23 protein-coding genes are annotated in these 23071 nt (G+C 64.0%); 12 read left to right on the forward strand and 11 right to left on the reverse strand.

The genetic code is table 11. The features are described from left to right. Nucleotides 1–9 precede the first annotated feature (9 nt). Nucleotides 10–1650, reverse strand: coding sequence for a tetratricopeptide repeat-containing response regulator (locus tag PO883_RS01495; protein ID WP_289308187.1), 1641 nt, complete (start codon nucleotides 1648–1650; stop codon nucleotides 10–12). 164 nt (nucleotides 1651–1814) lie between these two features. Continuing rightward, nucleotides 1815–3407 (reverse strand): DUF3369 domain-containing protein, encoded by a 1593-nt coding sequence (locus PO883_RS01500; protein ID WP_289308188.1) that lies wholly within the window; start codon nucleotides 3405–3407, stop codon nucleotides 1815–1817. A 280-nt stretch (nucleotides 3408–3687) separates the two neighbouring features. Between PO883_RS01500 and PO883_RS01505 the strand changes: the two genes are divergently transcribed. Next, nucleotides 3688–4194, forward strand: coding sequence for a chemotaxis protein CheW (locus PO883_RS01505; RefSeq protein ID WP_099873737.1), 507 nt, complete (start codon nucleotides 3688–3690; stop codon nucleotides 4192–4194). Between the two features lie 12 nt (nucleotides 4195–4206). On the opposite strand, the gene PO883_RS01510 is transcribed toward PO883_RS01505, so the two are convergent. Both PO883_RS01510 and PO883_RS01515 read right to left on the reverse strand, forming a co-directional pair. After that, nucleotides 4207–4860, reverse strand: a complete 654-nt coding sequence (locus tag PO883_RS01510; RefSeq protein WP_289308189.1) for a hypothetical protein — start codon at nucleotides 4858–4860, stop codon at nucleotides 4207–4209. A 72-nt stretch (nucleotides 4861–4932) separates the two neighbouring features. After that, nucleotides 4933–5301, reverse strand: a complete 369-nt coding sequence (locus PO883_RS01515) for a hypothetical protein (RefSeq protein WP_289308190.1) — start codon at nucleotides 5299–5301, stop codon at nucleotides 4933–4935. A gap of 122 nt (nucleotides 5302–5423) precedes the next feature. On the opposite strand from PO883_RS01515, the gene PO883_RS01520 reads away from it, so the two are divergent. After that, on the forward strand, nucleotides 5424–5609 hold the full coding sequence (locus PO883_RS01520; protein WP_289308191.1) for a hypothetical protein: 186 nt from the start codon (nucleotides 5424–5426) through the stop codon (nucleotides 5607–5609). A gap of 10 nt (nucleotides 5610–5619) precedes the next feature. Here PO883_RS01520 and PO883_RS01525 read toward each other — a convergent pair whose 3' ends face one another. The 6 genes from PO883_RS01525 to PO883_RS01550 all read right to left on the reverse strand — a co-directional run bounded on the left by PO883_RS01525 (nucleotide 5620) and on the right by PO883_RS01550 (nucleotide 11970). Then, entirely contained in the window at nucleotides 5620–6093 is a 474-nt protein-coding gene (locus tag PO883_RS01525) for a lysozyme inhibitor LprI family protein (RefSeq protein ID WP_289308192.1), read from the reverse strand. A 50-nt stretch (nucleotides 6094–6143) separates the two neighbouring features. Next, the gene (locus tag PO883_RS01530) at nucleotides 6144–7118 is read right to left on the reverse strand and encodes a J domain-containing protein (protein ID WP_289308193.1); all 975 of its coding nucleotides are present in this window, start codon (nucleotides 7116–7118) and stop codon (nucleotides 6144–6146) included. Nucleotides 7119–7237: 119 nt separating this feature from the next. Next, nucleotides 7238–8386: a class I SAM-dependent methyltransferase gene (locus PO883_RS01535; protein WP_289308194.1), complete on the reverse strand. Its 1149-nt coding sequence runs from the start codon at nucleotides 8384–8386 to the stop codon at nucleotides 7238–7240. 40 nt (nucleotides 8387–8426) lie between these two features. Beyond that, nucleotides 8427–9899 (reverse strand): ATP-binding protein, encoded by a 1473-nt coding sequence (locus PO883_RS01540; protein WP_289308195.1) that lies wholly within the window; start codon nucleotides 9897–9899, stop codon nucleotides 8427–8429. After that, entirely contained in the window at nucleotides 9892–10602 is a 711-nt protein-coding gene (locus PO883_RS01545; RefSeq protein WP_167084105.1) for a response regulator, read from the reverse strand. The genes PO883_RS01540 and PO883_RS01545 overlap by 8 nt, the downstream gene beginning before the upstream one ends. Nucleotides 10603–10614: 12 nt before the next feature. Beyond that, nucleotides 10615–11970 (reverse strand): ABC transporter substrate-binding protein, encoded by a 1356-nt coding sequence (locus PO883_RS01550; RefSeq protein WP_289308196.1) that lies wholly within the window; start codon nucleotides 11968–11970, stop codon nucleotides 10615–10617. A gap of 435 nt (nucleotides 11971–12405) precedes the next feature. Between PO883_RS01550 and PO883_RS01555 the strand changes: the two genes are divergently transcribed. From PO883_RS01555 to PO883_RS01600, 10 genes are all read left to right on the forward strand, one after another. After that, nucleotides 12406–13689: a carbohydrate porin gene (locus PO883_RS01555; protein WP_289308197.1), complete on the forward strand. Its 1284-nt coding sequence runs from the start codon at nucleotides 12406–12408 to the stop codon at nucleotides 13687–13689. Between the two features lie 111 nt (nucleotides 13690–13800). Continuing rightward, nucleotides 13801–15054: an ABC transporter substrate-binding protein gene (locus PO883_RS01560; RefSeq protein WP_289308198.1), complete on the forward strand. Its 1254-nt coding sequence runs from the start codon at nucleotides 13801–13803 to the stop codon at nucleotides 15052–15054. A gap of 197 nt (nucleotides 15055–15251) precedes the next feature. Further along, a complete protein-coding gene (locus PO883_RS01565; RefSeq protein WP_289308387.1) occupies nucleotides 15252–16106 on the forward strand; it encodes a carbohydrate ABC transporter permease in 855 nt (284 codons plus the stop codon). Then, nucleotides 16096–16962 (forward strand): carbohydrate ABC transporter permease, encoded by an 867-nt coding sequence (locus PO883_RS01570; protein WP_289308199.1) that lies wholly within the window; start codon nucleotides 16096–16098, stop codon nucleotides 16960–16962. The genes PO883_RS01565 and PO883_RS01570 overlap by 11 nt, the downstream gene beginning before the upstream one ends. Nucleotides 16963–16995: 33 nt before the next feature. Beyond that, nucleotides 16996–18126: an ABC transporter ATP-binding protein gene (locus tag PO883_RS01575; protein ID WP_167084115.1), complete on the forward strand. Its 1131-nt coding sequence runs from the start codon at nucleotides 16996–16998 to the stop codon at nucleotides 18124–18126. A 115-nt stretch (nucleotides 18127–18241) separates the two neighbouring features. Continuing rightward, entirely contained in the window at nucleotides 18242–19021 is a 780-nt protein-coding gene (locus PO883_RS01580) for an SDR family oxidoreductase (RefSeq protein WP_289308200.1), read from the forward strand. A 20-nt stretch (nucleotides 19022–19041) separates the two neighbouring features. Continuing rightward, nucleotides 19042–19440: a dihydroneopterin aldolase gene (locus PO883_RS01585; protein WP_167084120.1), complete on the forward strand. Its 399-nt coding sequence runs from the start codon at nucleotides 19042–19044 to the stop codon at nucleotides 19438–19440. Beyond that, nucleotides 19437–20339 (forward strand): tRNA 2-thiocytidine(32) synthetase TtcA, encoded by a 903-nt coding sequence (gene ttcA, locus PO883_RS01590; RefSeq protein WP_289308201.1) that lies wholly within the window; start codon nucleotides 19437–19439, stop codon nucleotides 20337–20339. The genes PO883_RS01585 and ttcA overlap by 4 nt, the downstream gene beginning before the upstream one ends. Before the next feature lie 384 nt (nucleotides 20340–20723). Then, entirely contained in the window at nucleotides 20724–21023 is a 300-nt protein-coding gene (locus PO883_RS01595; protein WP_289308202.1) for a type II toxin-antitoxin system Phd/YefM family antitoxin, read from the forward strand. Further along, nucleotides 20998–21255: a Txe/YoeB family addiction module toxin gene (locus PO883_RS01600; protein WP_289308203.1), complete on the forward strand. Its 258-nt coding sequence runs from the start codon at nucleotides 20998–21000 to the stop codon at nucleotides 21253–21255. The genes PO883_RS01595 and PO883_RS01600 overlap by 26 nt, the downstream gene beginning before the upstream one ends. 45 nt (nucleotides 21256–21300) lie before the next feature. Here the strand turns inward: PO883_RS01600 and PO883_RS01605 are convergent, their stop codons facing one another. Beyond that, a complete protein-coding gene (locus PO883_RS01605) occupies nucleotides 21301–23061 on the reverse strand; it encodes a M14 family zinc carboxypeptidase (protein ID WP_289308204.1) in 1761 nt (586 codons plus the stop codon). Between the last annotated feature and the right edge of the window lie 10 nt (nucleotides 23062–23071).

Raw genomic sequence — 23071 nt, forward strand, 5'->3', positions numbered from 1 at the left:
GAGGTAGGCTTAAGCGGGCGCGCCGGCTTTCCTGCGCGCGCCCTTGTCGTATTTGGTCAGGATCTGCTGATGCAGGCCGGCCAAGGCCGGCAATTTGGGATTGACGGGGTCGAGCCGGCGCACATTGTCGATCAGCGCCAGCGCGTCCCGGGCCAGCGGCTCGTCCCAGCCGACGTTTTCCAGGCACTTGAGCACGGCGACGGCGGCATTGAACACCACTTGCGGATTGTCCGGCAGCTTGCCGACCGCTTCCAGCATCAGCTCGACCGAACCGCGGTAGTCGCCCTGGTTGGCCTTGGCCGCGCCGGCCGCCACCAGGTCGACCACGGCCTGGCGGCTCTCGTGCGCCACCGTCAGGGCCAGGTCGGTGCGCCCGGCCTGCTCGAACACCGCCATCGCCTTGGCCATGACGGCGCCGTTGGCGGCGTTGCGCATCACGTCGCTCATGACTTCGGCCGCGCCCTGCTCCATATTGTTGTGCAAACAGTTGCGGGCGAGCTCCATCTTGACTTCGGGCGACAGCCCGCTGGTGATGCGGCAAGCTTCCAGCGCGGCCGTGAGCGACTCTTCCAGGCGCGCATCGTTACCGGTGTACTCATGCACCATGGCCGAGGAAATGGCGCTGCAGACGGCCGTGTTCTTCTGCCCGCCCAGCGACTTGTCGAGGTCGCGGATCACGGCCGCCGCCTGCACCGGGTCGCCCTTCTTGACCAGGGTCTGGACCAGCTTGAGGTGGTCTTCCGGATCGCGGAAGGTCGAATACTTGGCCTTGCTCACCACTTGCTTGAGCACTTTTTCGGCCGTGTCGGTGTCGCCCGCTTCCAGCGCCACCTCGCCCAGCTTGCGCAGGCGCCGCACCGCATGCGGCGAGACCGCCACCGCGTCGCTCAGGACCGCTTGCGACTGGTCCAGCTCGCCCACGGCGGCATGGGTGCGCGCCAGCCAGTCGTAGGCGTCGACAAATTTCTTGTTGCTATCGACCAGCGAGGTCAGGATGTCCCTGGCTTCCTCGAAGCGCTCGCGCATGAACAGGGTCTTGGCCAGTCCCAGCCGGGCCCAGGCGATCGCCTTGGCATCGAACAATTGCTGGTAGATCGGCTCGGCCAGCTCCGGCTCGCCCAGGAACATGTGCAGCTCGGCGCGCAGGCGCAGGAAATCGACCGCATAGCGCGGGTGCAGGCGCATGCCCTCGGCGCAAGCCTCGATGGCGTCGCGCTGATGGCCCGAATCCATCAGTTGATAGACCGGCATGAACACATTGCGTTTCTCGAGCGCGCGCCCGATGCGTTCGAGCAGCAGGTCGGCGGTAAACGGCTTGAGGATGTAATCGGTGGGCGCCAGTTCGGCCGCGCTGACCACCTTGCTGTAATTGCCTTCGGCGGTGACCATGATGAACATGGTCGACATGGTCATCAGCTTATGGTGGCGCAAGTCTTCCAGCAATTGCTGGCCATCCTGGCCGCCGTCGAGGTCGTACTCGCAGAGCACCACGTCGAAGGTTTTCAGACCCAGGTGCTTGATGGCGGCGTTGGAACTGCCGGCGTGGTCGATCCTGGTCAGCCCGCACAGGGTCAGCATGTTGTGGATGCTCGCGCGCATGCCCGCATGCGGCTCGACAATCAACGCGGTCAGTCCCTCGAGTTCGTTCATCTCTTGTTTTTCCGATCAGCCTGTGGCGGGCAGAGTTCCGCGACGTACGTCGGCACGCTGGGTCTGAGTATATTACGGCAGAGGAACGAAATAGTTGAATTCCGCCGTAAGGAACGGCGAAGCCGATGCAGGAATGCCACAGCCGCCCGGCGCTGCGGATCGCCTCAATCGTCGTCGTCACCGATCGGTTCGGGCGGACTGGTGCGGATGATGTCGAGCAGCGCCGTCACCACCTCGGGATCGAACTGGCTCCCGCTGCGCTCGGCGATGTAGGCCACCACGTCCGGATACGGCCACGGTTCCTTGTACGGGCGCCGGTGCAGCAGCGCATCGAACACGTCGACCACCGCCACGATGCGCGCCGCCAGCGGAATGGCGCGTCCGTTCAAGCCCTCGGGATAGCCGCCGCCATCGAAATGCTCATGGTGGGCGCCGGCGATCTGGGCGCCGTAGGTCAGGTAGCTGACCCCGTCGACCATGCTGGCGGCGCGCTCCAGGATCGAGCGCCCGATTTCGGCATGGGTCTGCATCACGCGCCGCTCCTCGGGCGTGTGCGCGGCCGGCTTGAGCAAGACCTGGTCGGGCGTGGACACCTTGCCCACGTCGTGCAGGATGCTGGCCAGGCCGATCATTTCCAGCAATTGCGGGGTCAGGGCCGGATCGTCCACCCCGCCCTGCTTCATGCGCTGCGCGATGCGGGTCGACATGTCCTGCACGCGCCGCACATGGCCGCCGGTGCCGTGGTCGCGGAACTCGGCCAGGTCGGCCAGCGCCACCACGGTCGCTTCCTGCGCCTTGCGCAGCTGGCCGAACATGTACAGATTGTCGAAGGCGGCCGCGATGCGCTGGCAAAACACTTCGAGCAGGTCGCGCTGGATCGGGGCCAGCGGCCACGGCGGCGTGACCGAAATGCACAGCTGGCGCTCTTCCTGGGTGTGGATGTACAACACATTGACCGGATGCTCGAACTGGCTCTGCCTTTCGCGGAAGGCCTTGGCGATGGCCGGCATCAGCGGATGGTCGGGCGGCAGCGCTTCGCTGTCGGCCAGCGAGGTATAGCTGCCGGTGGCGGCCACCACGGTCGGCCCGCCGGTGACGGCCGACATCACGCACAGCACGCCGTCGGCACCGACGTCGAGGATGGCGCTGACCTGGTTCAGCACGCCCGAGGCGAACTCGCGCAGCGAATGGATCTGGTACAGATTGGTGGCGCCGGCCAGGATCTTGCCCAGGCCGATGCGGCTGCGTTCGAGCATCATCAGGCTCTCGTAGGCGCGCAGCGCCGAGATGACGGTGGTAAACAGCTTTTGCGTGGTCAGCTCGGTCTTGGCCTTGTAATCGTTGATGTCGTATTCGATGATCACGCGCTGCTCGGGCGCCTGGCCCGGCTGGCCGGTGCGCAGCACCACGCGCACGATCTGGTTGTTGAGTTCCTCGCGGATGCGGCGCGCCAGGATCAGGCCGGCATCATCGGTTTCCATGACCACGTCGAGCAGCACCAGGGCGATGTCGGGCGTGTCGCGCAGGATGCGGTAACCCTCGGCCCCGCTGTAGGCGGAAAACAGTTCCAGCTCGCGGCCCTTGAAGGCCACGTTGCGCAGCGCCAGCCGGGTGACCGCGTGCACGTCGACATCGTCGTCGACGATCAGCACGCGCCACAGGCGCTGGTCGAGCGCGGCGGCACTGGCGCCCCCGCCGCTCTCGTCATCTTCGTCGAGCAGCCAGTTATCGTCCGATGCATCGGTGGGGTCGGTCATACAGGCTCCATAAGGGCCCCTGTCAAACGGGGGTCATACATGATGCAAATCAAAACAGCGCGTTCCAGCCCGACCGTAACTATAAGCAAACAGTGCAACTGTGACATGGCAGTGTCCGCTTTTTACCAATCAAATTATAAACAATGTTTTGTCCCAGGCGAGCACCGCTGCATTCATATTTTGCGAACCGGCAACAGCACCGCTCGTCATTTGGCGCGTCATCTGCTACTCTTTGAGAGCACAGGCGTCCGCCGCGGCGCCGCTTTGACAAGGAGACACCATGCAAGTTCCTTCTTCGACTGTAGCTGGTGGCGGGCCATCCGGCAAGGATATCGCGGGCCACGAGTTCCTGGCGTTCACGCTTGGCTCGGAAGAGTACGGGATCGACATCCTCAAGGTACAGGAAATCCGCGGCTATGAGGCGGTAACGCGGATTGCCAACGCACCCGAATTCATCAAGGGCGTGATCAACCTGCGCGGCATCATCATTCCGGTGGTCGACATGCGCATCAAGTTCAATCTGGGCACGCCGGTGTACGACCAGTTCACGGTGGTCATCATCCTTAATATTTCCGGACGGGTGATGGGGATGGTGGTCGACAGCGTGAGCGATGTGACCACATTGACACCCGAGCAAGTCAAGCCGGCGCCGGAGATGGGCACCGCGTTCGGCAGCGACTACCTGATCGGGCTGGGCACGATCGACGAGCGCATGCTGATTTTGGTCGATATCGACAAGCTGATGTCGTCGAGCGACATGGGGCTGATCGAGTCCTTGGCCAGCTGAGCGCGGGGAAATCTAGATTGGTCCGTGTACGTCTGGTGGGAGCGACCTCATTGCCCTGGCTTCGTGAATTTCATGCGCTGCTAAAACTTGATCAGAGGGGTTAACGATGAACTCGAACAGCGAATCCCTATTATCATAGTCATCCAGATTCCAGGGATTAGTAAGATTCCTGTACACATCGTCTGGCGATGTCATCAAATCAATGCGATCTTGCTCGGATATCGCTGCCAACCGATGCGTAAGGGTGGCAATGTTTTTGACAGAGAAATTCCTGTTTTTCCAATATAGCTCACGCAAATTCGACTCAGACAAGTGACCGTTCGCTCGCAGCTTTTGCAACTTCACGAGGATGCTCGTTAGCTCATCATTGAACTTCCTGTAGTCAACTAGCAGGCTCCGCAATTCCAACCGCCCCCATTCGGCAGGGGGCCGTGGAAAACTGGCAACATACTCGTCCAAGGTCGCTGCGAGAGAACGGCAGGCCTGTTCTGGAGTGGCGCCGGATTTTTGGACACCGCCGATTTGCTCTCCTGAATCGCGTCGCTCTACTGTCGCCCTGGCGAAATGAAAATTTGTCTGGACCTCACGTACGTGCAAGACGATTCGGTGAAACCCGTCACTCCACCCATCGTGATACTTGCCAATTTTCCATTTCGTTATGAGCATGCGTTGCAGTTCCAGACGTTCTAGTTGGGTTGAAAATAGGAGAATGGGGCGCAGTTCCCACCGTCGCCGGCTTCAGGTTCCATGCAGGTCGAAGTAGGCGGCCCAAGTGATAGCCGACGGTTGCAGTTTGGCCGCAGCCCCGAACAACGCCAGCGCCTGCCTGCGCGTGCCGGTATTGAACACCGCCACCGCCAGATTGAAGGTGGTGTGGCGATCAAGCGATCCCCGCGCCAGCGCTTCGCGCAGCACTGTTTCGGCCTCGCGGTACAGCGCGCGGTCGCACAGCAGTGCGCCGAGGCAGGTCAGCACTTGCGGATCATGCGGATGGTCGGCACGGGCTTGCTCGAGCAGCGCCTGGGCTGCGGCAATGTTGCTGTCCCAGTGCTCCAGGCGCTGCCAAGCCTGATCGACCAACTTCCGCGCTTCGGTGATCTCATTCATGGTCAGGCGATACAAGAAGCGCTACTGCGTTTAAAAATTGGACGTCCCGCGTGGCGCTTGCAATCGCCTGTCATGTCAGGATAATTCTCAAGAGTGAACGCACGCAAAGCAAGGAGCCTATCATGGAGGGCAATACAACCAACCGCGCCGCTGCGAGTAAAGATGTGCATGCCGCTGACGCTTATAGCGCGTGGCTCACGGCCGAGGTGCAGGCGTCGATTGACGATCCCAGCCAGGGCGTTCCGCACGACGAGGCAATGCGCCAGATTCGCGCCGCGCTTGCGCTTGCGTACCAACCGGAAGATTGACCAGCATCGCTCACCGAACGCGCGCCAGTTCCTCCAGCTCGGCCGCCCGTGCCGCGCGCGCGCTGATCGCGCATTCACTGGCGGCCAGGCGCGCTGACGTGCCGCCATCGGGATCGTTATAAAACCCGCAGTTCGCCTCGGTGTATTTCAGCCACAACCGCTGGGCTTCCTGGAGCTGGTTCTTGCGTGCGCCTTGCTGACGCGCCAACAGCGCCCGGTACGCGATATTCAGGCGCTTGTCCTCCAGCACGTACTGCGCCGACATGCACTCCTGCATATCAACATTACTGACCGCTTTTTCCATGCAGCGCTGGTACTGCTTGCCGCGCGCGGTAGCCGACGCGGTAGCCGGCGCGGTAGCCGGCGCGGTAGCCGGCGCGGTAGCCGGCGCGGTAGCCGGCGCGACATCCGGCGCGGCGGCGCTGGCGGTGGCTACAGCGCCGGCGGCCAGCGCCAGCAACAACATCGTTCGGCATACGGTCATGGGTAAAATCCAGGCAAGTCCGGGCGCACCCGGGATGAAAAAAATCCGGCTCAACCCGGATCGAGAGAACGCGCCGCGGCAGCCTGCTTGCGCCGCCCCACGCATTCGGCCTGGCTGCCGCCCACATCCACATTCTGGTAGCGCACCTCGTACTTGCCGGCCGCCAGGCGGTCGGCCACGAAGGTGTCGCGCGCCTGCACGTACACATGGCGCACGTTCGAGCGCCGGTCGAGGTCGAAAATCTTGACCAGCACCGGCGAACCGTTGCGCGTGTTGTCGATGCTGATCTGCGTCTCCGGCCCCTGGTTGCCGATCGGGAAACCGTCCACATAGCCGGACTGCGCCGGCCACGGCTCGCCGTTGGGCGCGATCAAGGAATGCAGTTCGCTTTCGCAGTCGGCCACCCGCGCCGGCACCACCAGTTCGGTCACGCCCAGCGTGCGGATATCGGGCGGGCGGGAGCCGGTGTCGGCCACGTGCGGCTTGGCCACCGCCCAGCTGTCGGCGCGCGCCTCGGCCGCCTTGCCGGCCGGCGCGGACGGCTCCGTGCGCGGCGTTTCCAGCGCCGACGCCAACACCACCGGCACTGGCAGCGCCCGCTCCTGCCCCAGGAAAAAGGCGCCAGCCGCGCACCCCAGGCCGAAACACAGCATCAGCCCGAACCACCAGCGCGGGTCGCGCACGGCCCGGTACGGCGGCGCCAGCGCGACCGGCGCCGCATCCCATGCCGGCGCCGCGTCATGGCGCGGCTTGTCGCGCCCCTCGTCGGTACGGGTGCTTTCCAGCCATTCGATTTCCCATTCCTCGGCCGCGATCCACTCGTCGTGCTCCTTGCGCCGCACCGGGTCGGACAAGGTGCCGTAAGCGCTGTTGAGGATCGCCATGATGCGCGCGGCCTTTTCGTCGCCAGGATTCTTGTCGGGATGGTATTTCTGGCTCAAGGCCTTGTAGGCGGCACGAATGACTTCCTGCGGCGCCAGGCGCGCCACCTTCAGGTTGTCATAATGTGTGTGGATCTTGGCCATTGTCGTCGGGTAGGAGAAGCGGGCAGTCGTCCATGATAGCCGATGTCGTCACGCCGGCATGCCCGCCCGGCGTCACACTGTCATCGTCATTGTAGCGGCAAGGCAAGTTGCCAGATGCGCTACAGGCGGTGGCTGCGGTCGGCCCGCGCCAGCGCGTCGGGCAGGGCCACGCCGCTGCCGACCACCAGCACCTTGAACAGTTCCCCCATTTCGGCGGGGGAAACGAGTTTTTGCACGGCCTTGGACAGCGGCAGGTAGCGCAGCGGATCGGCCGGGTCGTGCCGCAGCAGCAGTTCGCCGATACCGGCGCCCAGCAGGAACGAGGCCTGGTTCATATAGGCCAGCACGTCGAGCCCGGCATCCTGGGCGGCCAGCGCCATGGCGGTGAAGTCGACGTGGGCGGTGATGTCCTGCAAACCGGGCAGGTAGAACGGTTCCGGATGGGCATGGTGGCGGTAGTGGCACATCAACGTGCCACCCATGCGCTGGTCGAGATAGAACTCGTGCGCCGGAAAACCATAATCGAGCAGGATGGCGGCGCCCTTGCCGGCGCCGAACATGCGCGCCAGCGACCCCATGAAGCCGCAGGCCACGGGATGGATCTCGGTCAGGTAGCCGTCCGGCAGCTGGTCGGCATCGGGAATCTGGCGCGCGATCTGGGCCGCCAGCGCGGCGTCGGGCAGGCGCGGCACATAGGCGAACTCGCCCTCCTCCACCGTGACCGCCAGCTCGCGCCACAGCCCCGCATCCTTGCGCACCAGCGCCACCGGCATGGCGTCGAGCACTTCGTTGGCCAGCACCACGCCGTCGAACGCGGCCGGGAAGTCGTCCAGCCAGCGTACCTGGGGGAAGTCTTTCAGCGCTTCCTGCTGGCGCGCGCGCAGTTCGCCCGACAGTTCCATGATTGCGTAGCTCGCGACCGGCACGCCGTCGGCCGCCAGCGCGCTGAGCACGTCGCGCGCCAGCTTGCCGGTACCGGCCCCGAATTCCAGGATCGCCGGCGCGCTCTGCGCCATCAGCGGCGCGGCCACCCGCGCCAGCGCGGCCCCGAACAGGGAACTGATTTCGGGCGCGGTGACAAAGTCGCCGGCCGCGCCCAGCTTGGCGGCGCCGCCGGTGTAGTAGCCCAGGTCCGGCGCATACAGCGCCAGTTCCATGAAGCGGGCAAAGGAAATCGCGCCGTCATGCCGCGCGATCTCGGCGGCAATCAGGTTTTGCAGGGCGTGGGACGCGGCCAGCGCGTCGCTATCGGGGACAGGAAGGGACATCCGGGCATTGTAGCGACAACGGCCGCCGTCAACAATCCGTTCAGCCGGCGCCCCCGACCGCGGACGCATTGGGCAGCACCAGGGTGGCGCAAAAGCCGCCGCCCTCGGCGTTTTGCAGCAGCAGCTGGCCGCCGTGGGCCTGGGCGATGCCGCGCGCGATACCCAGTCCCAGCCCCATGCCGCTGCTGTTTTGCTTGCGCCCGTGTTCGAGGCGGACATACGGCTCGAACAACTGGGCCAGGGCGTCTTCCGGCACGCCGGGACCATGGTCGCGCACGGCGATGCGGATGCTGGTCCCGACCGCGCGCACGGCGATCTGGGCCCGTTCGCCGTAATGCAGCGCATTTTCCAGCAGGTTGCCGATGGCGCGCTTGAGCGCGAGCGGCTTGGCCGTCACCGACAGGCCGGTCGGGCTGAACGACACTTCGTGCCCGGCCAGTTGGGCGCCGCGCACCATGCGCGCCAAAAAGGCGTCGAGCCGGATTTCGGTCGGGGTTTCGTGGATGTCGCTGTCTTTCACGCACTGGAGCGCGCCCTTGACCATCATTTCCAGCTCGTCGATATCTTCGTGAAATTCGGCGCGCAAGGTGTCGTCGTCGAGCAGTTCGGCACGCAGCTTGAGGCGCATGATGGGCGTGCGCAAGTCGTGCGAGATGGACACGAACAGGCGCTCGCGGTCATCGATGTAGCGCCCGATGCGCTCGCGCATGGCGCCGAAGGCGCGCGCGGTGTTGACGAATTCGCGGCTGCCGGTTTCCGGCAGGGCCGGCATGCGCTCGCCGTTGCCGAAGGCGGTGGCCGCTTCCGACAGCGCCGCCAGCGGACGCGTGGTCCAGCGCACCACGGGAATCGACAGCATCACCACCGCCAGCAGCGACAGCGCATGCAGCAGCAGGTGGTCGCGCGTAAACAGCTTGCCGCTGTCGAGAAAATACGGGCTCGGCATCAGGGTGGCCAGGTATAGCCAGTGGCCCGGCTCCATTTCCACCTGCATCAGCAGCACCGGGGCCGGCTTGGCCAGCACGATCTGGCGCACCCGGCTCTCGGGCAGGGCCGACAGGCGGGTGCCGTCGTCGGCCACCACCAGCTGCTCGGGCCAGACAAAAGCGACGCGCACATTGCGGTTATTCGGCAAATCGGCGTGCAGGGTGGACTGGACGGTGCCGAGCGCGATATCGGCCAGCGGCTGCGGCCCGATGCTCTCGGCCGCCACCGGCGCGCGGTTCAGGCTGACGAAAAAGCGGGTGCCGCCCATTTCGCCGAATTGCTGGATGATCAGGGGCCGGTAATTCGGCGGCAGGCTCAAAAAGAAGCGCACGGCGCTGGCGGCACTGTGGCCGAGCTGCTGGGCCGCGTTGGCGACCTCGACCTCGGATTCGGCGCGGCGCTGGCTGGCCCAGATGTAATTGCCGGCCAGCTGGGTCAGCATCACGCCGGCCACCATCAGCAGGGTCAATCGTCCCAGCAGCGACTGCGGCAGGCAGCGCTCCCAGCCGCGCGGACGCTTACTCATGGCTGCTGATGACGCTGGCGGCAAAGACATAGCCGGCGCCGCGCACGGTCTTGATCAGCCACGGCTGCTTGCCGCAATCGTTGAAACGCAGCCGCAGGCGGCTGATCTGGACATCGAGGAAGCGGTCGAACGGCCCGGCGTCGCGCCCGCGCGTGGCTTCGCACAGCACGCTGCGGTCGAGGATTTCGCCGGCGTGGTCGATGAAATACTTGAGCAACTGGAAATCGAGCCCCGACAGCGGCACCGGCGTGCCGAGATGGTCGACCACGCTGCGCTCGACGGTGTCGATGGTAAAGCCGCCGAAACGGTGATAGCGCGGCGGCGTCGCCGCTTCCATGCCAGTGCGGCGGTGGATCGCCTTGATACGGGCCAGCAATTCGCGCGGGCTGTGCGGCTTGGAAATATAGTCGTCGGCCCCGAGTTCCAGCCCGACCACGCGGTCGGCTTCGTCGGAACTGGCGGTGAGCATGATGATCGGCACGTTCGAGCGGCGCCGCACCGCCTGGCACAGGGCAAAGCCGTCGGTGTCGGGCAGCATGACGTCGAGGATCACCAGCGACAGGGTATCGACGCTGCGGTTGAACTCAGTAAAAAAGGACGCGCCGTTGTGGGCCAGGGTGACCGAATACTGGTTCTTTTCCAGGTAAGTCTTGAGCAGGGTCCTGATCTTCTGGTCATCGTCGACGATAAGGATATTTCGCATTGTGTCAGTCTGTTACCTGTCTTGCGGGCGGCGGCCGATCACGCCCAAACGGCGTTGGGTATCGGCAACGCTTACCCTTTCGTTAAGAAAAAAGCGGTGCAGCTCGGCCACCATGGCGTCGCGTGCGGTTTCATCGGTGGCCATGCGGTGCACCATGCTGGGCACCTGCCCGGCCGGGGAGGTGGCGAACAGGGTCCAGGAGGCGCGCGCGCAGGCATCCATGGAGGCCAGGTCGGGCGCGCGCAGCACCGGCACCGAGCCCTTGACGCGGCTGTAGTCGCGCTGCAGGGCCGGCTGCATGACCATGGCCGCCAGCGTTTCCTGGGAGGCGCGCTGGGTCGGGCGCTCGGCCAGCATGCTGAGCATGTCGACGTTATACAGGTGGAAGGCGGCCGTGCCGGGCACGGCACCGCAGCCGATATCGCGGTCGCTGTGCAATCCCATGGCGTTGAGCTCGCCCTTGGCCCAGTCGCCCATGACCAGCATGCCGGCGCTGCCGTCGGCCAGCTGGCGCACTTCCTCCGCCCAGCTCAGCTCGCGCACGGGCGCACCCATCCACTTCTTCAGGCCGCGCAAATGCGTCAGCGCGCGGCCCAGGCGCGGATCGGCGAAGGCGGCCGGCTCGCGCTGCTGGAACAGCTGGCGGAAATACGCCGCCCCGCCCTCGGCCAGCACCAGGGTCTCGAACAGGGTGGCGACCTGCCACGGTTCGCTGCTTTGCGCCAGCGGCGTGACGCCGGCGCGCGCAAGCACGGCAGCGGCGCGCTCGAAATCGGGCCAGGTAACCGGCGCGCTCAAGCCATGACGGGCGAACAGGGCGCGATTGTGAAACAGGATATTGATGCGGTGAATGCCGAGCGGGGCCGCCACCACATGCTGGCCCGGGCGGATCAGGGCCGCAATACCGGGCAACAACTGGCGCTCCCAGTCGCCGCGCGCCGCCACCTGGTCCAGATCGGCCAGCAGGCCGAGGTTGGCCCAGTCGCGGATCACGATTCCGTTGAGCTGGGCGACTTCCGGCGCATCCTTGGCCAGCACCCGGCTGCGCAGGACGATGCCGGCGCCGATGCCCGAGCCGCCCGGCACCATGGCGTCGCGCCACTGCACGTGCTGCTGGCCCAGGCGCTCGGCCAGCAGGTCGACCGCGCGCCGCTCGCTGGCCGACTGCCACCAGTGCAGCACTTGCAGCGACTCGGTCACGGGTTTGGCCTCGGCCTTGGCCTTGGCCTCGGCCTCGGCCTTGGCCTTGGCATCAGGCCCCGATGCCGCAACCGGCAGCGCCAGCACGGCGAGCGCCAGCGCGGCCAGCAAGCGCCCGCCGCGCGCGCTTGTCTCCCGGGGCACGTTGCCCGTTGTCGCTTTCGCCACGATCACGCCCTCCTGTTTGCGGGACAGTGTATAACGAAAAAACTGCGCAAAAAATGTAATTTTACTACAGCGATTTGCAAAGTTATTTTGCGAATTGTTTCGTTTTGTTGCAGGCCGCGCCATCCTGTTTCAGCCGCGTTTCCAGCGCCGCCTCATAGTGAACGCGGCACTTTTTGCGCCGGGCGCGAATGTAAAGATATGTTGCAAGCTCATCGGCCACAAAACGGCGTTTTCCTTATAAATCAGGCACTTGGAATGTTACAAGGGCCGATTTCCTGGCAATGGCACTTTTTTGCACGCCGATGCTACTGTCGCCCACGTTGTCGCTTGAACACGCTTTAAGGTGGCCGGGATGTCGACGCAACAGTGCCGCAAGCGTGCTGACCAAGGTAGCGCCACTCGCCCCGCTACTTTACATACTAATAAGGAGACTAAATGAAACGCATTACTTTGAGTACATTAGCAACTGCATTGCTGCTCGCTTTCGCCAGCAGCGCCGCCGTCGCCGGGGACCATGATACCGAGGGCTTCCACGGTTACCTGCGCGCCGGCGTTGGCTCGTCGAGCGCCGGCGGCTCGCAAAGCTGCTACGGCCTGGGCGGCATCACCATGTCCTACCGCCTCGGCAACGAGTGCGACAGCTTCACCGAATTCGGCTACACCCACACCCTGGCCAAAGCCAGCAATGGCGCCACGTTTGTCGGCACCATCTGGGCCGACGCTTACAAGAACAGCTCGGACTTCGGCGACGCCAAACTGGCCGTCTCGAAAGCCTATGTCGAAGCGAAAAACCTGCCATTCATGAACGGCGGCGTCATCTGGGCCGGTAAGCGTCACTACTACCGTCCCGACATCCACATGCTGGACATGCAGTTCATCAACATGAACGGTACCGGCGGCGGTGTCGACGGCTACCCTGTCGGCCCTGGCAAGATCAGCTACGCCGTATTCAAGGATAACGACGAGAACATCTACTCCACCGATGCGGTCACGGGCGTGCGCACCCTGCGCAGCACCAATGCCGCGCTGCGCCAGAACATCGTCTACGAAGGCTTGCCGGTCAACCCGAACGGCACCCTCGATTTCGCCGTCAGCCTGATCCATGCCCAGAACGACAACAAAAGCATCAACACCCATGACGGCTACCAGGTCTCGATGTTCCACCGCCAGGCCAAGCTGCTCGGCGGCGGCAACACCTTCGGCGTGCAGTATGGCGTCGGCCCGGGCACCGGCATCAATGGCCCGTGCTGCGCGCGTATCGGCCCGTCCGGCAGCACCCTGCTCGGTTCGGACGTGACGCGCGTGCGCGTCTTCAACGATATCGTGATCCAGCCGACGCGCGACTTCAGCATGGAATTCGTGGCCCTGTACCAGCGCGACAAATCGGACCTGGGCGGCAGCAGCACCTGGACCACCGTCGGCGCGCGCCCTGTGTACGCCCTGGCCGAAAACTTCAAGATGCAGGCTGAACTGGGCGTGAGCCGCCTGAAAGACAAGATGAACCCGACGGCCCAGCGCCTGACCAAGCTGACCCTGGCGCCGACCATCACCCTGGGGCGCGATTACTTCGCCCGTCCGGAACTGCGCGCCTTTGTCAGCTACGGCAAGTGGAACGACGCCGCCAAGGGCGCCGTGAACGCCTTCAACAATGGCGGCCCGGTGTATGGCGACAAGACCAGCGGCACCTCGTACGGCGTACACCTGGAAGCCTGGTGGTAACAGCAAGGCGGTAGAACGACTCACGCAGCAACGGTGCGCGGTGAACGCCGCGCACCCGCATCGACGCACGCACACCCGCAGTCAAACCAAAAATCGTTGGAGACAAATCCCATGAAAATCAAACACCTCAAATCGCTCCTGGCCGCGGCCGGCCTGGTCACCCTGGCCGGCGTGGCGCAAGCCGCACCGCAAGTCGAAGTGCTGCACTACTGGACCTCCGGCGGCGAAGCCAAATCGATCGCCGAACTGAAGAAAATGATGGAAGCGAAGGGCGTGGTCTGGAAAGACTTCGCGGTCGCTGGCGGCGCCGGCGAAAACGCCACCACCGCCCTCAAAGCGCGCGTGATCGCCAACAGCCCGCCGACCGCGGCCCAGATCAAGGGCCCGGCGATCCAGGAATGGGGCAATGAAGGCGTGCTGGCCAATATCGATAGCGCCGCCAGCGCCGGCAAATGGGATAGCCTGCTGCCGCCAGTCATCTCCAACGTGATGAAATACAAGGGCCACTACGTGGCCGCGCCGGTCAACGTGCACCGCGTCAACTGGCTGTGGATCAACCCTGCGGTACTGGCCAAGGCCGGCGCCAAGACCCCGACCAGCTTCGACGAATTCTTCGCCGCGGCCGACAAGATCAAGAAAGCCGGCCTAGTGGCGATCGCCCACGGCGGCCAGCCATGGCAGGACACCACCATCTTTGAAACGGTGGTACTGGGCGTCGGCGGCGCCGACTTCTACAACAAGTCGCTGGTCAAGCTCGACCAGGCCAGCCTGACCAGCCCGACCATGATCAAGTCGTTCGAGACGCTGGCCAAAATCAAGACCTACATCGACAAGGATGCCGCCGGCCGCGACTGGAACCTGGCTACCGCCATGGTCATCAACGGCAAGGCCGGCATGCAGTTCATGGGCGACTGGGCCAAGGGCGAGTTCACCGCCGCCGGCAAGGTAGCGGGCAAGGACTTCCTGTGCGTGGCCGCTCCGGGCACCGAGAAATCGTTCACCTTCAACATCGATTCGCTGGCCATGTTCACGGTCAAGAATCCGGAAGAGCAGAAAGCCCAGCTGACCCTGGCGTCGGCCGTGATGAGCCCGGAATTCCAGGAAGTGTTCAACCTGAACAAGGGTTCGATCCCGGCGCGCGCCAACATCGCCCGCACCAAGTTCGACAGCTGCGCCACCAAGTCGATGGATGACATGGCTACCAGCAACAAGGGCAACGCCCTGCTGCCAAGCCTGGCCCACGGCATGGCGCTCGATTCGGCCAAGGCCGGCGCGATCCAGGACGTTGTTGCCAAGTTCATGAACTCCACCATGACAGCGCAGGCAGCGGTACAAGCACTGGCCAAAGCGGCAAAAACGCAATAAGCTTCCCCTAGCACCTCCGCGCGGCCCACGGCCGCGCGCGTACCTGCCAGGCGGGCGCGCTCGATGGCGCCCGCCCGCATCCGTCTTTTGGAGATCTATTCATGTCCGCTTCCTCCCTGACTTCCAGTCCGGGGCCGCAGGCGCGCACGCGCGCCCCCGCGGTTCCGAGCCGCTGGGCCGCCCGCATCGATGCCTGGATGGCGCGCCTGGTACTGGCGCCCACCATCCTGATGTCGCTGGTGTTCGTGTACGGCTTCATCGTGCTGACCGCCTTCCTGTCGCTGACCGAATCGCGCATGATGCCGCGCTTCGAGTATGCCGGCTTCGGCCAGTACACCACCCTGTTCGGCCTGGACCGCTGGTGGACCGCGGCCGCCAACCTGGGCATCTTCGGCGGCCTGTTCATCTTGCTGTGCCTCGTCATCGGCCTGTCGATCGCGATCCTGCTCGACCAGCGCATCCGCGCCGAGGGCGCCCTGCGCGCGATCTACCTGTACCCGATGGCGCTGTCCTTCATCGTCACCGGCGCGGCGTGGAAGTGGATTCTCAATCCCGGCCTCGGGCTGGAAAAAATGCTGCACGACTGGGGTTTCGTCAATGCCCGCCTGGACTGGCTGGTCGACTCCGACATGGCGATCTACACGGTGGTCATCGCCGGGGTGTGGCAGTCGTCGGGGTTTGTGATGGCGCTGTTCCTGGCCGGTTTGCGCGGCGTGGATGACGCCATCATCAAGGCCGCCATGGTCGATGGCGCCAGCCTGCCCACGATCTACCTGCGCATCGTCATTCCGGCGCTGCGGCCGGTGTTCTTCAGCGTGCTGCTGGTGCTCTCGCACATCGCCATCAAGAGTTTCGATTTGGTGATGGCGCTGACCGCCGGCGGACCGGGCACCTCGTCCGACGTTCCAGCCATTTTCATGTACCAGTTCTCGTTCACGCGCGGCCAGCTTGGCCTGGGCGCGGCGTCGGCCATGATGATGCTGGCCACCGTGCTGGCGGTGCTGGTGCCACTCATGTACCTCGAAACCAAAGGAGCGCGCCATGGACGCTGATCAGAAGCAGCTCACCGCGGGACGTATTTTCATCTACGTGCTGCTGACCCTGGTGGCGCTGTACTACCTGGCGCCGCTGTACGTGATGCTCACCACCTCGTTCAAGTCGCTCGAGCAGATCCGCACCGGCACCATCCTCGACCTGCCGCTGGCCCCGACCACCGAAGCCTGGACGCGCGCCTGGAGCGGCGCCTGCACCGGCGTGCGCTGCGAAGGCCTGGCCCCCTACTTCTGGAACTCGGTCAGCATGACGATACCGGCGGTGCTCGTTTCGAGCCTGATCGGCTCCCTGAACGGCTACGTGCTGGCGCACTGGCGCTTTCGCGGCTCGAACGTGGTGTTCACGGCCCTGATGGTCGGCTGCTTCATTCCGTTCCAGGTGGTGATCTTGCCGATGGCGCGCCTGCTCGGCATGGCCGGACTGGCCAACACCACCACCGGCCTGGTCATCGTGCACATCATCTACGGGGTGGCGTTTACCACGCTGTTCTTCCGTAACTACTACGTCACCGTGCCGGAAGAACTGGTGAACGCGGCGCGCATCGACGGCGCCGGCTTTTTCACCATCTACCGCCGCGTGATCTTCCCGCTGTCGCTGCCGATCTTCATGGTGTGCTTCATCTGGCAGTTCACCCAGATCTGGAACGACTTCCTGTTCGGCGTGGTGTTCGGCGGCGCCGATGCGCAACCGGTCACGGTGGCACTGAATAACCTGGTCAACACATCGACCGGCGTCACCGAATACAACGTCAACATGGCCGCCGCCATCATCGCCGCGTTGCCGACCCTGGGGCTGTACCTGGTGGCTGGCAAATACTTCGTGCGCGGGCTGACCGCCGGCGCGGTCAAGGGCTGATTTCAACTTATTCAAGGCAGGAGAACCACAACGATGGCCAGTTTATCGATCCGCAATGTGCGCAAGGTGTACCCGAACGGCGCTGAAATCTTAAAAGGCATTAACCTCGAAATCGAGGATGGGCAGTTCCTGATCCTGGTCGGCGGCTCCGGCTGCGGCAAGTCGACCCTGCTGAACATGATCGCCGGCCTGGAAACGGTGTCCGAAGGCGAAATCCTGATTGGCGAGCGCGTCGTCAACGACGTGCCGCCCAAGTCGCGCGACATCGCCATGGTGTTCCAGTCGTACGCGCTGTATCCGACCATGACGGTGCGCGAGAATATCTCGTTCGGCCTGGGCATCCGCAAGGTGCCCAAGGCGGAACAGGAAAAGATCGTGGCGCGCGTGGCGGAAACGCTGCAGATGACCCACCTGCTCGACCGCAAACCCGCCTTGCTGTCCGGCGGCCAGCGCCAGCGCGTGGCCATGGGGCGTGCCATTGCGCGCGACCCGTCGCTGTTCCTGTTCGACGAACCGCTGTCGAACCTGGACGCCAAGCTGCGCGTGGAAATGCGCGCCGAGATCAAACTGATGCACCAGCGCCTGGGCACCACCATCGTCTACGTCACCCACGACCAGATCGAGGCGATGACCCTGGGCGACAAGATCGCCGTCATGCGCGACGGCGTGGTGCAGCAGTACGGCAGCCCGCAAGAAATCTACGACCGCCCGGACAACCTGTACGTGGCCGGTTTCATCGGCTCGCCGTCGATGAATTTCTTGAAGGGCAAACTGGTACAGCACAACGGCGGCACCGCCTTCACGCTCGACGTGGATGGCGAGATCGCCCTGCTGCCGCTGCCGGATGGCGGCAGCCAATACGGCGCCTGGCACGAGCGCGAAGTCATTCTCGGCATCCGTCCCGAACACGTGACCGATGCCTTGAGCGCGCGCCAGTCGGGTGCCCACGAAGGCTACGCGCCGACCGAAGTCACCTGCCTGGTCGAGATGACCGAGCCGACCGGCCCCGATACGCTGGTGTTCACGTGGGTGGGCGGCGTACGCGCCACCTGCCGCACCCACCCGCGCGCGCACGCCATGCCGGGTGAGCGCATCAACCTCGCCTTCGACCTGTCGCATGCGATCCTGTTCGACCCGGCCACGGAACAACGGTTGGGAGCATAAGGCAGCCGAAACCGGAGCGGTTTGGGTAGCTTGAGCAAACTTTAGGCGATAATAGCGGCTCGCGCCGGCGCGGCGCCCGATCCGCCTGTTTTTCTGCTTATTAGTCTGCTCATTTATGCAACAACCCGCATCCACTGTACGCCAGCCGGTCGCCCTCGTGACCGGCGCCGGACGCCGCATCGGCCGCGCCATCGCGCTCGGCCTGGCGCGCGCCGGCTGGGACGTGGCGCTGCACTACCGCAGCTCGGAAGCGGACGCGCGCGCGGTGGCCGCCGCCATCGGCGCGCTGGGACGCCGGGCCGCCCTGCTGCAATGCGACCTGGCCGACGAAGCCGGCGTGCGCGCGCTGCTGGCGCGCGCGGCGGCCGAACTGGGGCCGGTCGGCTGCGTCGTCAACAACGCTTCCCAGTTCGACTACGACAGCGCGGCCGACTTTTCGCCGGCGCTGCTGGCGCGGCACATGCAGGCCAACGTGGCCGCGCCCATCCTGCTGGCCCAGGCCCTGCACGCGGCCACGCCGGCCGGCGAGCAGGCGGTGGTCATCAACCTGCTCGACCAGAAGCTGTACAACCTCAATCCCGATTTTCTGTCGTACACCCTGTCCAAGGCCGCCCTGCACACCGCCACCAGCATGCTCGCGCAAGCGCTCGCGCCGACGGTGCGCGTGGTCGGCGTGGCGCCCGGGATCACCATGCAGTCGGGCGAACAGACCGAGGCCGGCTTCGCCCAGGCCCACCAGGCCACGCCGCTGGGGCAATCGAGCACGCCCGACGACATCGTGGCCGCGGTGTGCTACCTGGCGGGCGCGCGCGCCGTCACCGGCACCACCCTGGTGGTCGACGGCGGCCAGCACCTGATGCCGCTGGCGCGCGACGTGATGTTCCTTACCAAATAAAACAACCTGAAAGACTCCCTATGCTGTCCGCCCTGTCCCACCCCAAGCTGAGCGCCTGCCGCCGCCTGTTCCTGCGAAATTACGAAGTGATGATCAACATCGGCGTGCACGACTTCGAGAAAAAGGGCGAGCAGCGCGTCCTGATCAACGTCGACCTGTACATCCCGCTGGCGCTGTCCACCCCCAAGGACGACCATCTGGGCGAAGTGGTCGACTACGACTTCATGCGCGAAACCATCGCGCGCCGCATGGCGCAGGGCCACGTGCATTTGCAGGAGACCCTGTGCGACGACGTGGTGCGCGCGATGCTGGCGCACCCGAACGTGCACGCGGTGTGCGTGTCGACCATGAAGCCGGATGTGTATCCGGACTGCGAAGGCGTCGGCGTGGAAGTATTCCAGATCAAGGAAGCAGCATGAGCGAAGCGGACGTGATCGAGCGCAGCGCCGACAAGGTCGCCCACGAAAACCAGAAGCTGCACAAGCGCCTGTGCCGCCAGGTCGGCCAGGCCATCGGCGACTTCAACATGATCGAAGATGGCGACAAGGTGATGGTGTGCCTGTCGGGCGGCAAGGACAGCTACGCGCTGCTCGATATCCTGTTGACCTTGCGCGAACGCGCGCCGATCCACTTCGAGATCATCGCCGTCAACCTGGACCAGAAGCAGCCGAACTTCCCGGCCGATATCTTGCCGGCCTATCTGACCAAACTGGGCGTGCCGTTCCATATCGAGAACCAGGACACGTACAGCATCGTCAAGCGCCTGATCCCCGAAGGGAAAACCACCTGTTCGCTGTGTTCGCGCCTGCGGCGCGGGATTTTGTACCGCGTGGCCGATGAACTGGGCTGCAACAAGATCGCTCTGGGCCACCACCGCGACGACATCCTCGAGACCTTCTTCCTGAATATGTTCTTCGGCGGGAAGCTCAAGGCCATGCCGGCCAAGCTGGTGTCCGATGACGGCAAGCACATGGTGATCCGCCCGATGGCGTATGTGAAGGAAGCCGATTCGGAGCGCTACGCCGAGGTCAAGCAGTTCCCGATCATCCCGTGCGACCTGTGCGGCTCGCAGGAGAACTTGCAGCGCAAGCAGATCAAGAACCTGATGCGCGAGTGGGAGAAAAAATATCCGGGCCGGGTCGAAAGCATCTTCTCGTCGCTGTCCACCGTGGTGCCGTCGCATCTGATGGACCAGGAGCTGTTCGGGTTCAAGGACATCAAGGCCGATGGCGTGGCCAGCCCGCTGGGCGATATCGCTTTTGACGAAGAACCATGTTCGACGCCGACCATGGGGACGATTCCGCTGCAGCCGATGTGAGGCTCGCGGTTTGAACTGAAAAGCCCGCTGATGCGGGCTTTTTTACGCCGGCGGCGCTCCGGCGTATGATTCTATTCACGAATCTATGCACAAATCTATGCATTTTGGTCAGTCTTCCCTATGACAGAGGGGCAAACGAATCTATTCACTCCAGCGCCGCGTCAACTGGATTCCAGAGCAGACAGCAAGGTGGCACACTGACGCAATAATGTGATGCATACCTTGCGCGGACTTCTTGCTTCCCGCCCCAATTGCACTACAATAGAACTTGTACGATTTATTGTACATGTCAGCTGTACACAAGTATCCTCCAAGTCATACCATTGATGTAACAATCAGATCATCCAAAGGTTCACTATCGCTATACCGGACGAGGAATAAAAAATGAGAATCATTAATTTTTCCGATGCACGCAACAGCCTGAGGACGGTGATTGATCAGGTTGTAGAGGATGCCGATGTCACGGTAATTTCCCGCAGAGATGCGCCTGACGCCGTGGTTATGTCATTCGACCATTACAGTAGCTTAATGGAAACCGTTCATTTACTTAGTTCGCCTGCCAATGCTGCGCACCTGGCGAAATCCATCGAGCAAGCACGTGCTGGTAAAGCGACGCAGCGGAAGCTGATTGACGTGCCCGACGCTGAGGAAATTTCGCATGCGGAACCTACAATTCACGGATGAATGCTGGAACGACTACGTCTATTGGCAAACTCAGGACAAAAAAACGTTGAAGCGCATCAATTTGTTAATCTTGGAAACTCAGCGGAGTCCATTTGAAGGAATTGGCAAACCAGAACCCCTCAAAGGGAATTTGTCGGGATATTGGTCCCGACGAATTGACGATACAAATCGTCTGGTGTACGAAGCTAACAATGAACTTGTTACCTTCATTTCTTGCCGCTATCACTACTGAACAAACAGGGCCAGTCGCAAGGCCCTGTTTTTCGTTCGGAATTGCTTACGGCGCCACCGCCGTGCGCAGCACCGGATACAGGTTCAGGCGCTCGTCATACGAGGCGTGGCGCCTGGCGAAAAACTCCAGGCGCGCATGCGGGTTCTTGGCGAATGCCGGATCGCTGTCGACCTTGGCCTTGAACGCGGCGGCCAGCGCGGGGTCGGCCGCCATCATCTCGCGCGCGACATCCTCGGCCACATAGTCTTCCATGTATTCCTTGCGCTCGAACGCGGTGTTGAACATCCCCCACTGCACCAGCGAATCCGGGCCGGCCGGCTCGAACAGGGCGATCACCAGGCGCGCCTTGGCTTGCGCCACTGGCACGAACAGCGCGCCCTTTTCAAGCGCGCGCGGCTCCGTTTTCCACGCGCCCTGCAAGGTCACGCGCTGGTGCGATTCGAGCGAGGCCGGTGCGTACGTCACCTTCTCGGCGCGGAAGGTCTCCACATCCGCCGTCGGCTGCGCCGCACCCAAGGTACGGTAGCTGATGCCGTGCTGGCCCAGCTTACGCGCCACCATCGCCGCATGCGCGGCCGGCACGATGTAGCCGGCCTTGGGCGCGGTCGCCATCACGTCGGGCAGAATCTCGTCGCGCAGCGGCACGGTCCAGATTTGCGGTTTGGTTTCGTCGTAGCGCGTCATCAGCGCACCCGACACGTCCGACGGCGTGCGCGTGTACGCGTAGCCACGGAAGTCGATCATGCGCACCTTGTCGGTGGCCTTGTAGGTGAGCGGCAGCTCGGTGCCGCCCAGCCGCGCCGCGCGCGCATCGGCTTCGCGCGCCACCGTTTGCCACGCCTTGCCATGCTGCGCCACCTGGTCCAGCACCGACACCACCGAGTTGCGCGTGATGCGCACGCGGGTCGGGTAGTCCTTCCACGAATGGGTCTCGACCAGCATGCAGATCCGGTTGCGCAAGGCAAAATAGCCGGTTGAAAAGCGCGGGTCCGAGACGCCGTCGGCAAAGCCCGAGGCCGGATTGTCATCCTCGGCAAACGACATGTAGAACGGCTGCGGCAGGGAGCCCAGCTTGGCAATATCGGCCAGCACGCCGCTACGCAGCGCCAGCCCGGCCTTGCGGAACTCGGCATCGGCCGAATGCACCGGTTCCACCTGGATCGAAATATCGTGCTCGAACTTGGCGCCGTCGGTCACGTGCAGGTCGACATAGACCAGCGGGTCCCAGGCGTTCACCAGCGCCAGCATGGCCTGCATTTCGATGGAGTCGGCCTTGGCGTAATCGCGGTTCAGGTTGAAGTTCTGGCCGGTGGTGCGCCAGCCCATTTCGACCGGGCCGCGCTGGTTCGGGCGGTTCCACTGCTTGAAGCGCTCGTGGCCGTCGACATTAAAGACCGGGACGAACAGCAGCACCTGCTTGTCCAGCGCACCAGGCGCGGCGCGGTTTTCCAGCACCTCGCGCAGCGCCAGGAAGCCGGCGTCCTTGCCATCGATCTCGCCCGCGTGGATGCCGCCCTGGACCAGCACCACTGGGATGGCGCGCGCCGCCGCGGCCTGCGCCGTCATGGCGCCGGTGCGCGTGACCACCAGTGCCTGCATCGGCCGCCCTTCCGGCGTGCGTCCGAACTCGATGCAGCGCACCTGCTTGGGATAGGCTTTCTGGAACGCGGAGCACAGCGCGATGACTTCGTCGTAGCGGCCGGTTTTCTGGAACTGCGAGCGCTCCGCGACGGTGCTCAGGTCGGGGGCGGCGTGGGACAGGGGTATGGCGGACAGCAGGGCAAGCAGCAGCGCAGAACGAATCATCGGTAAAGCT

Origin of the sequence: Massilia sp. DJPM01 (assembly GCF_030348125.1) — a bacterium.
GTDB classification, from domain to species: domain Bacteria; phylum Pseudomonadota; class Gammaproteobacteria; order Burkholderiales; family Burkholderiaceae_D; genus Telluria_A; species Telluria_A frigida.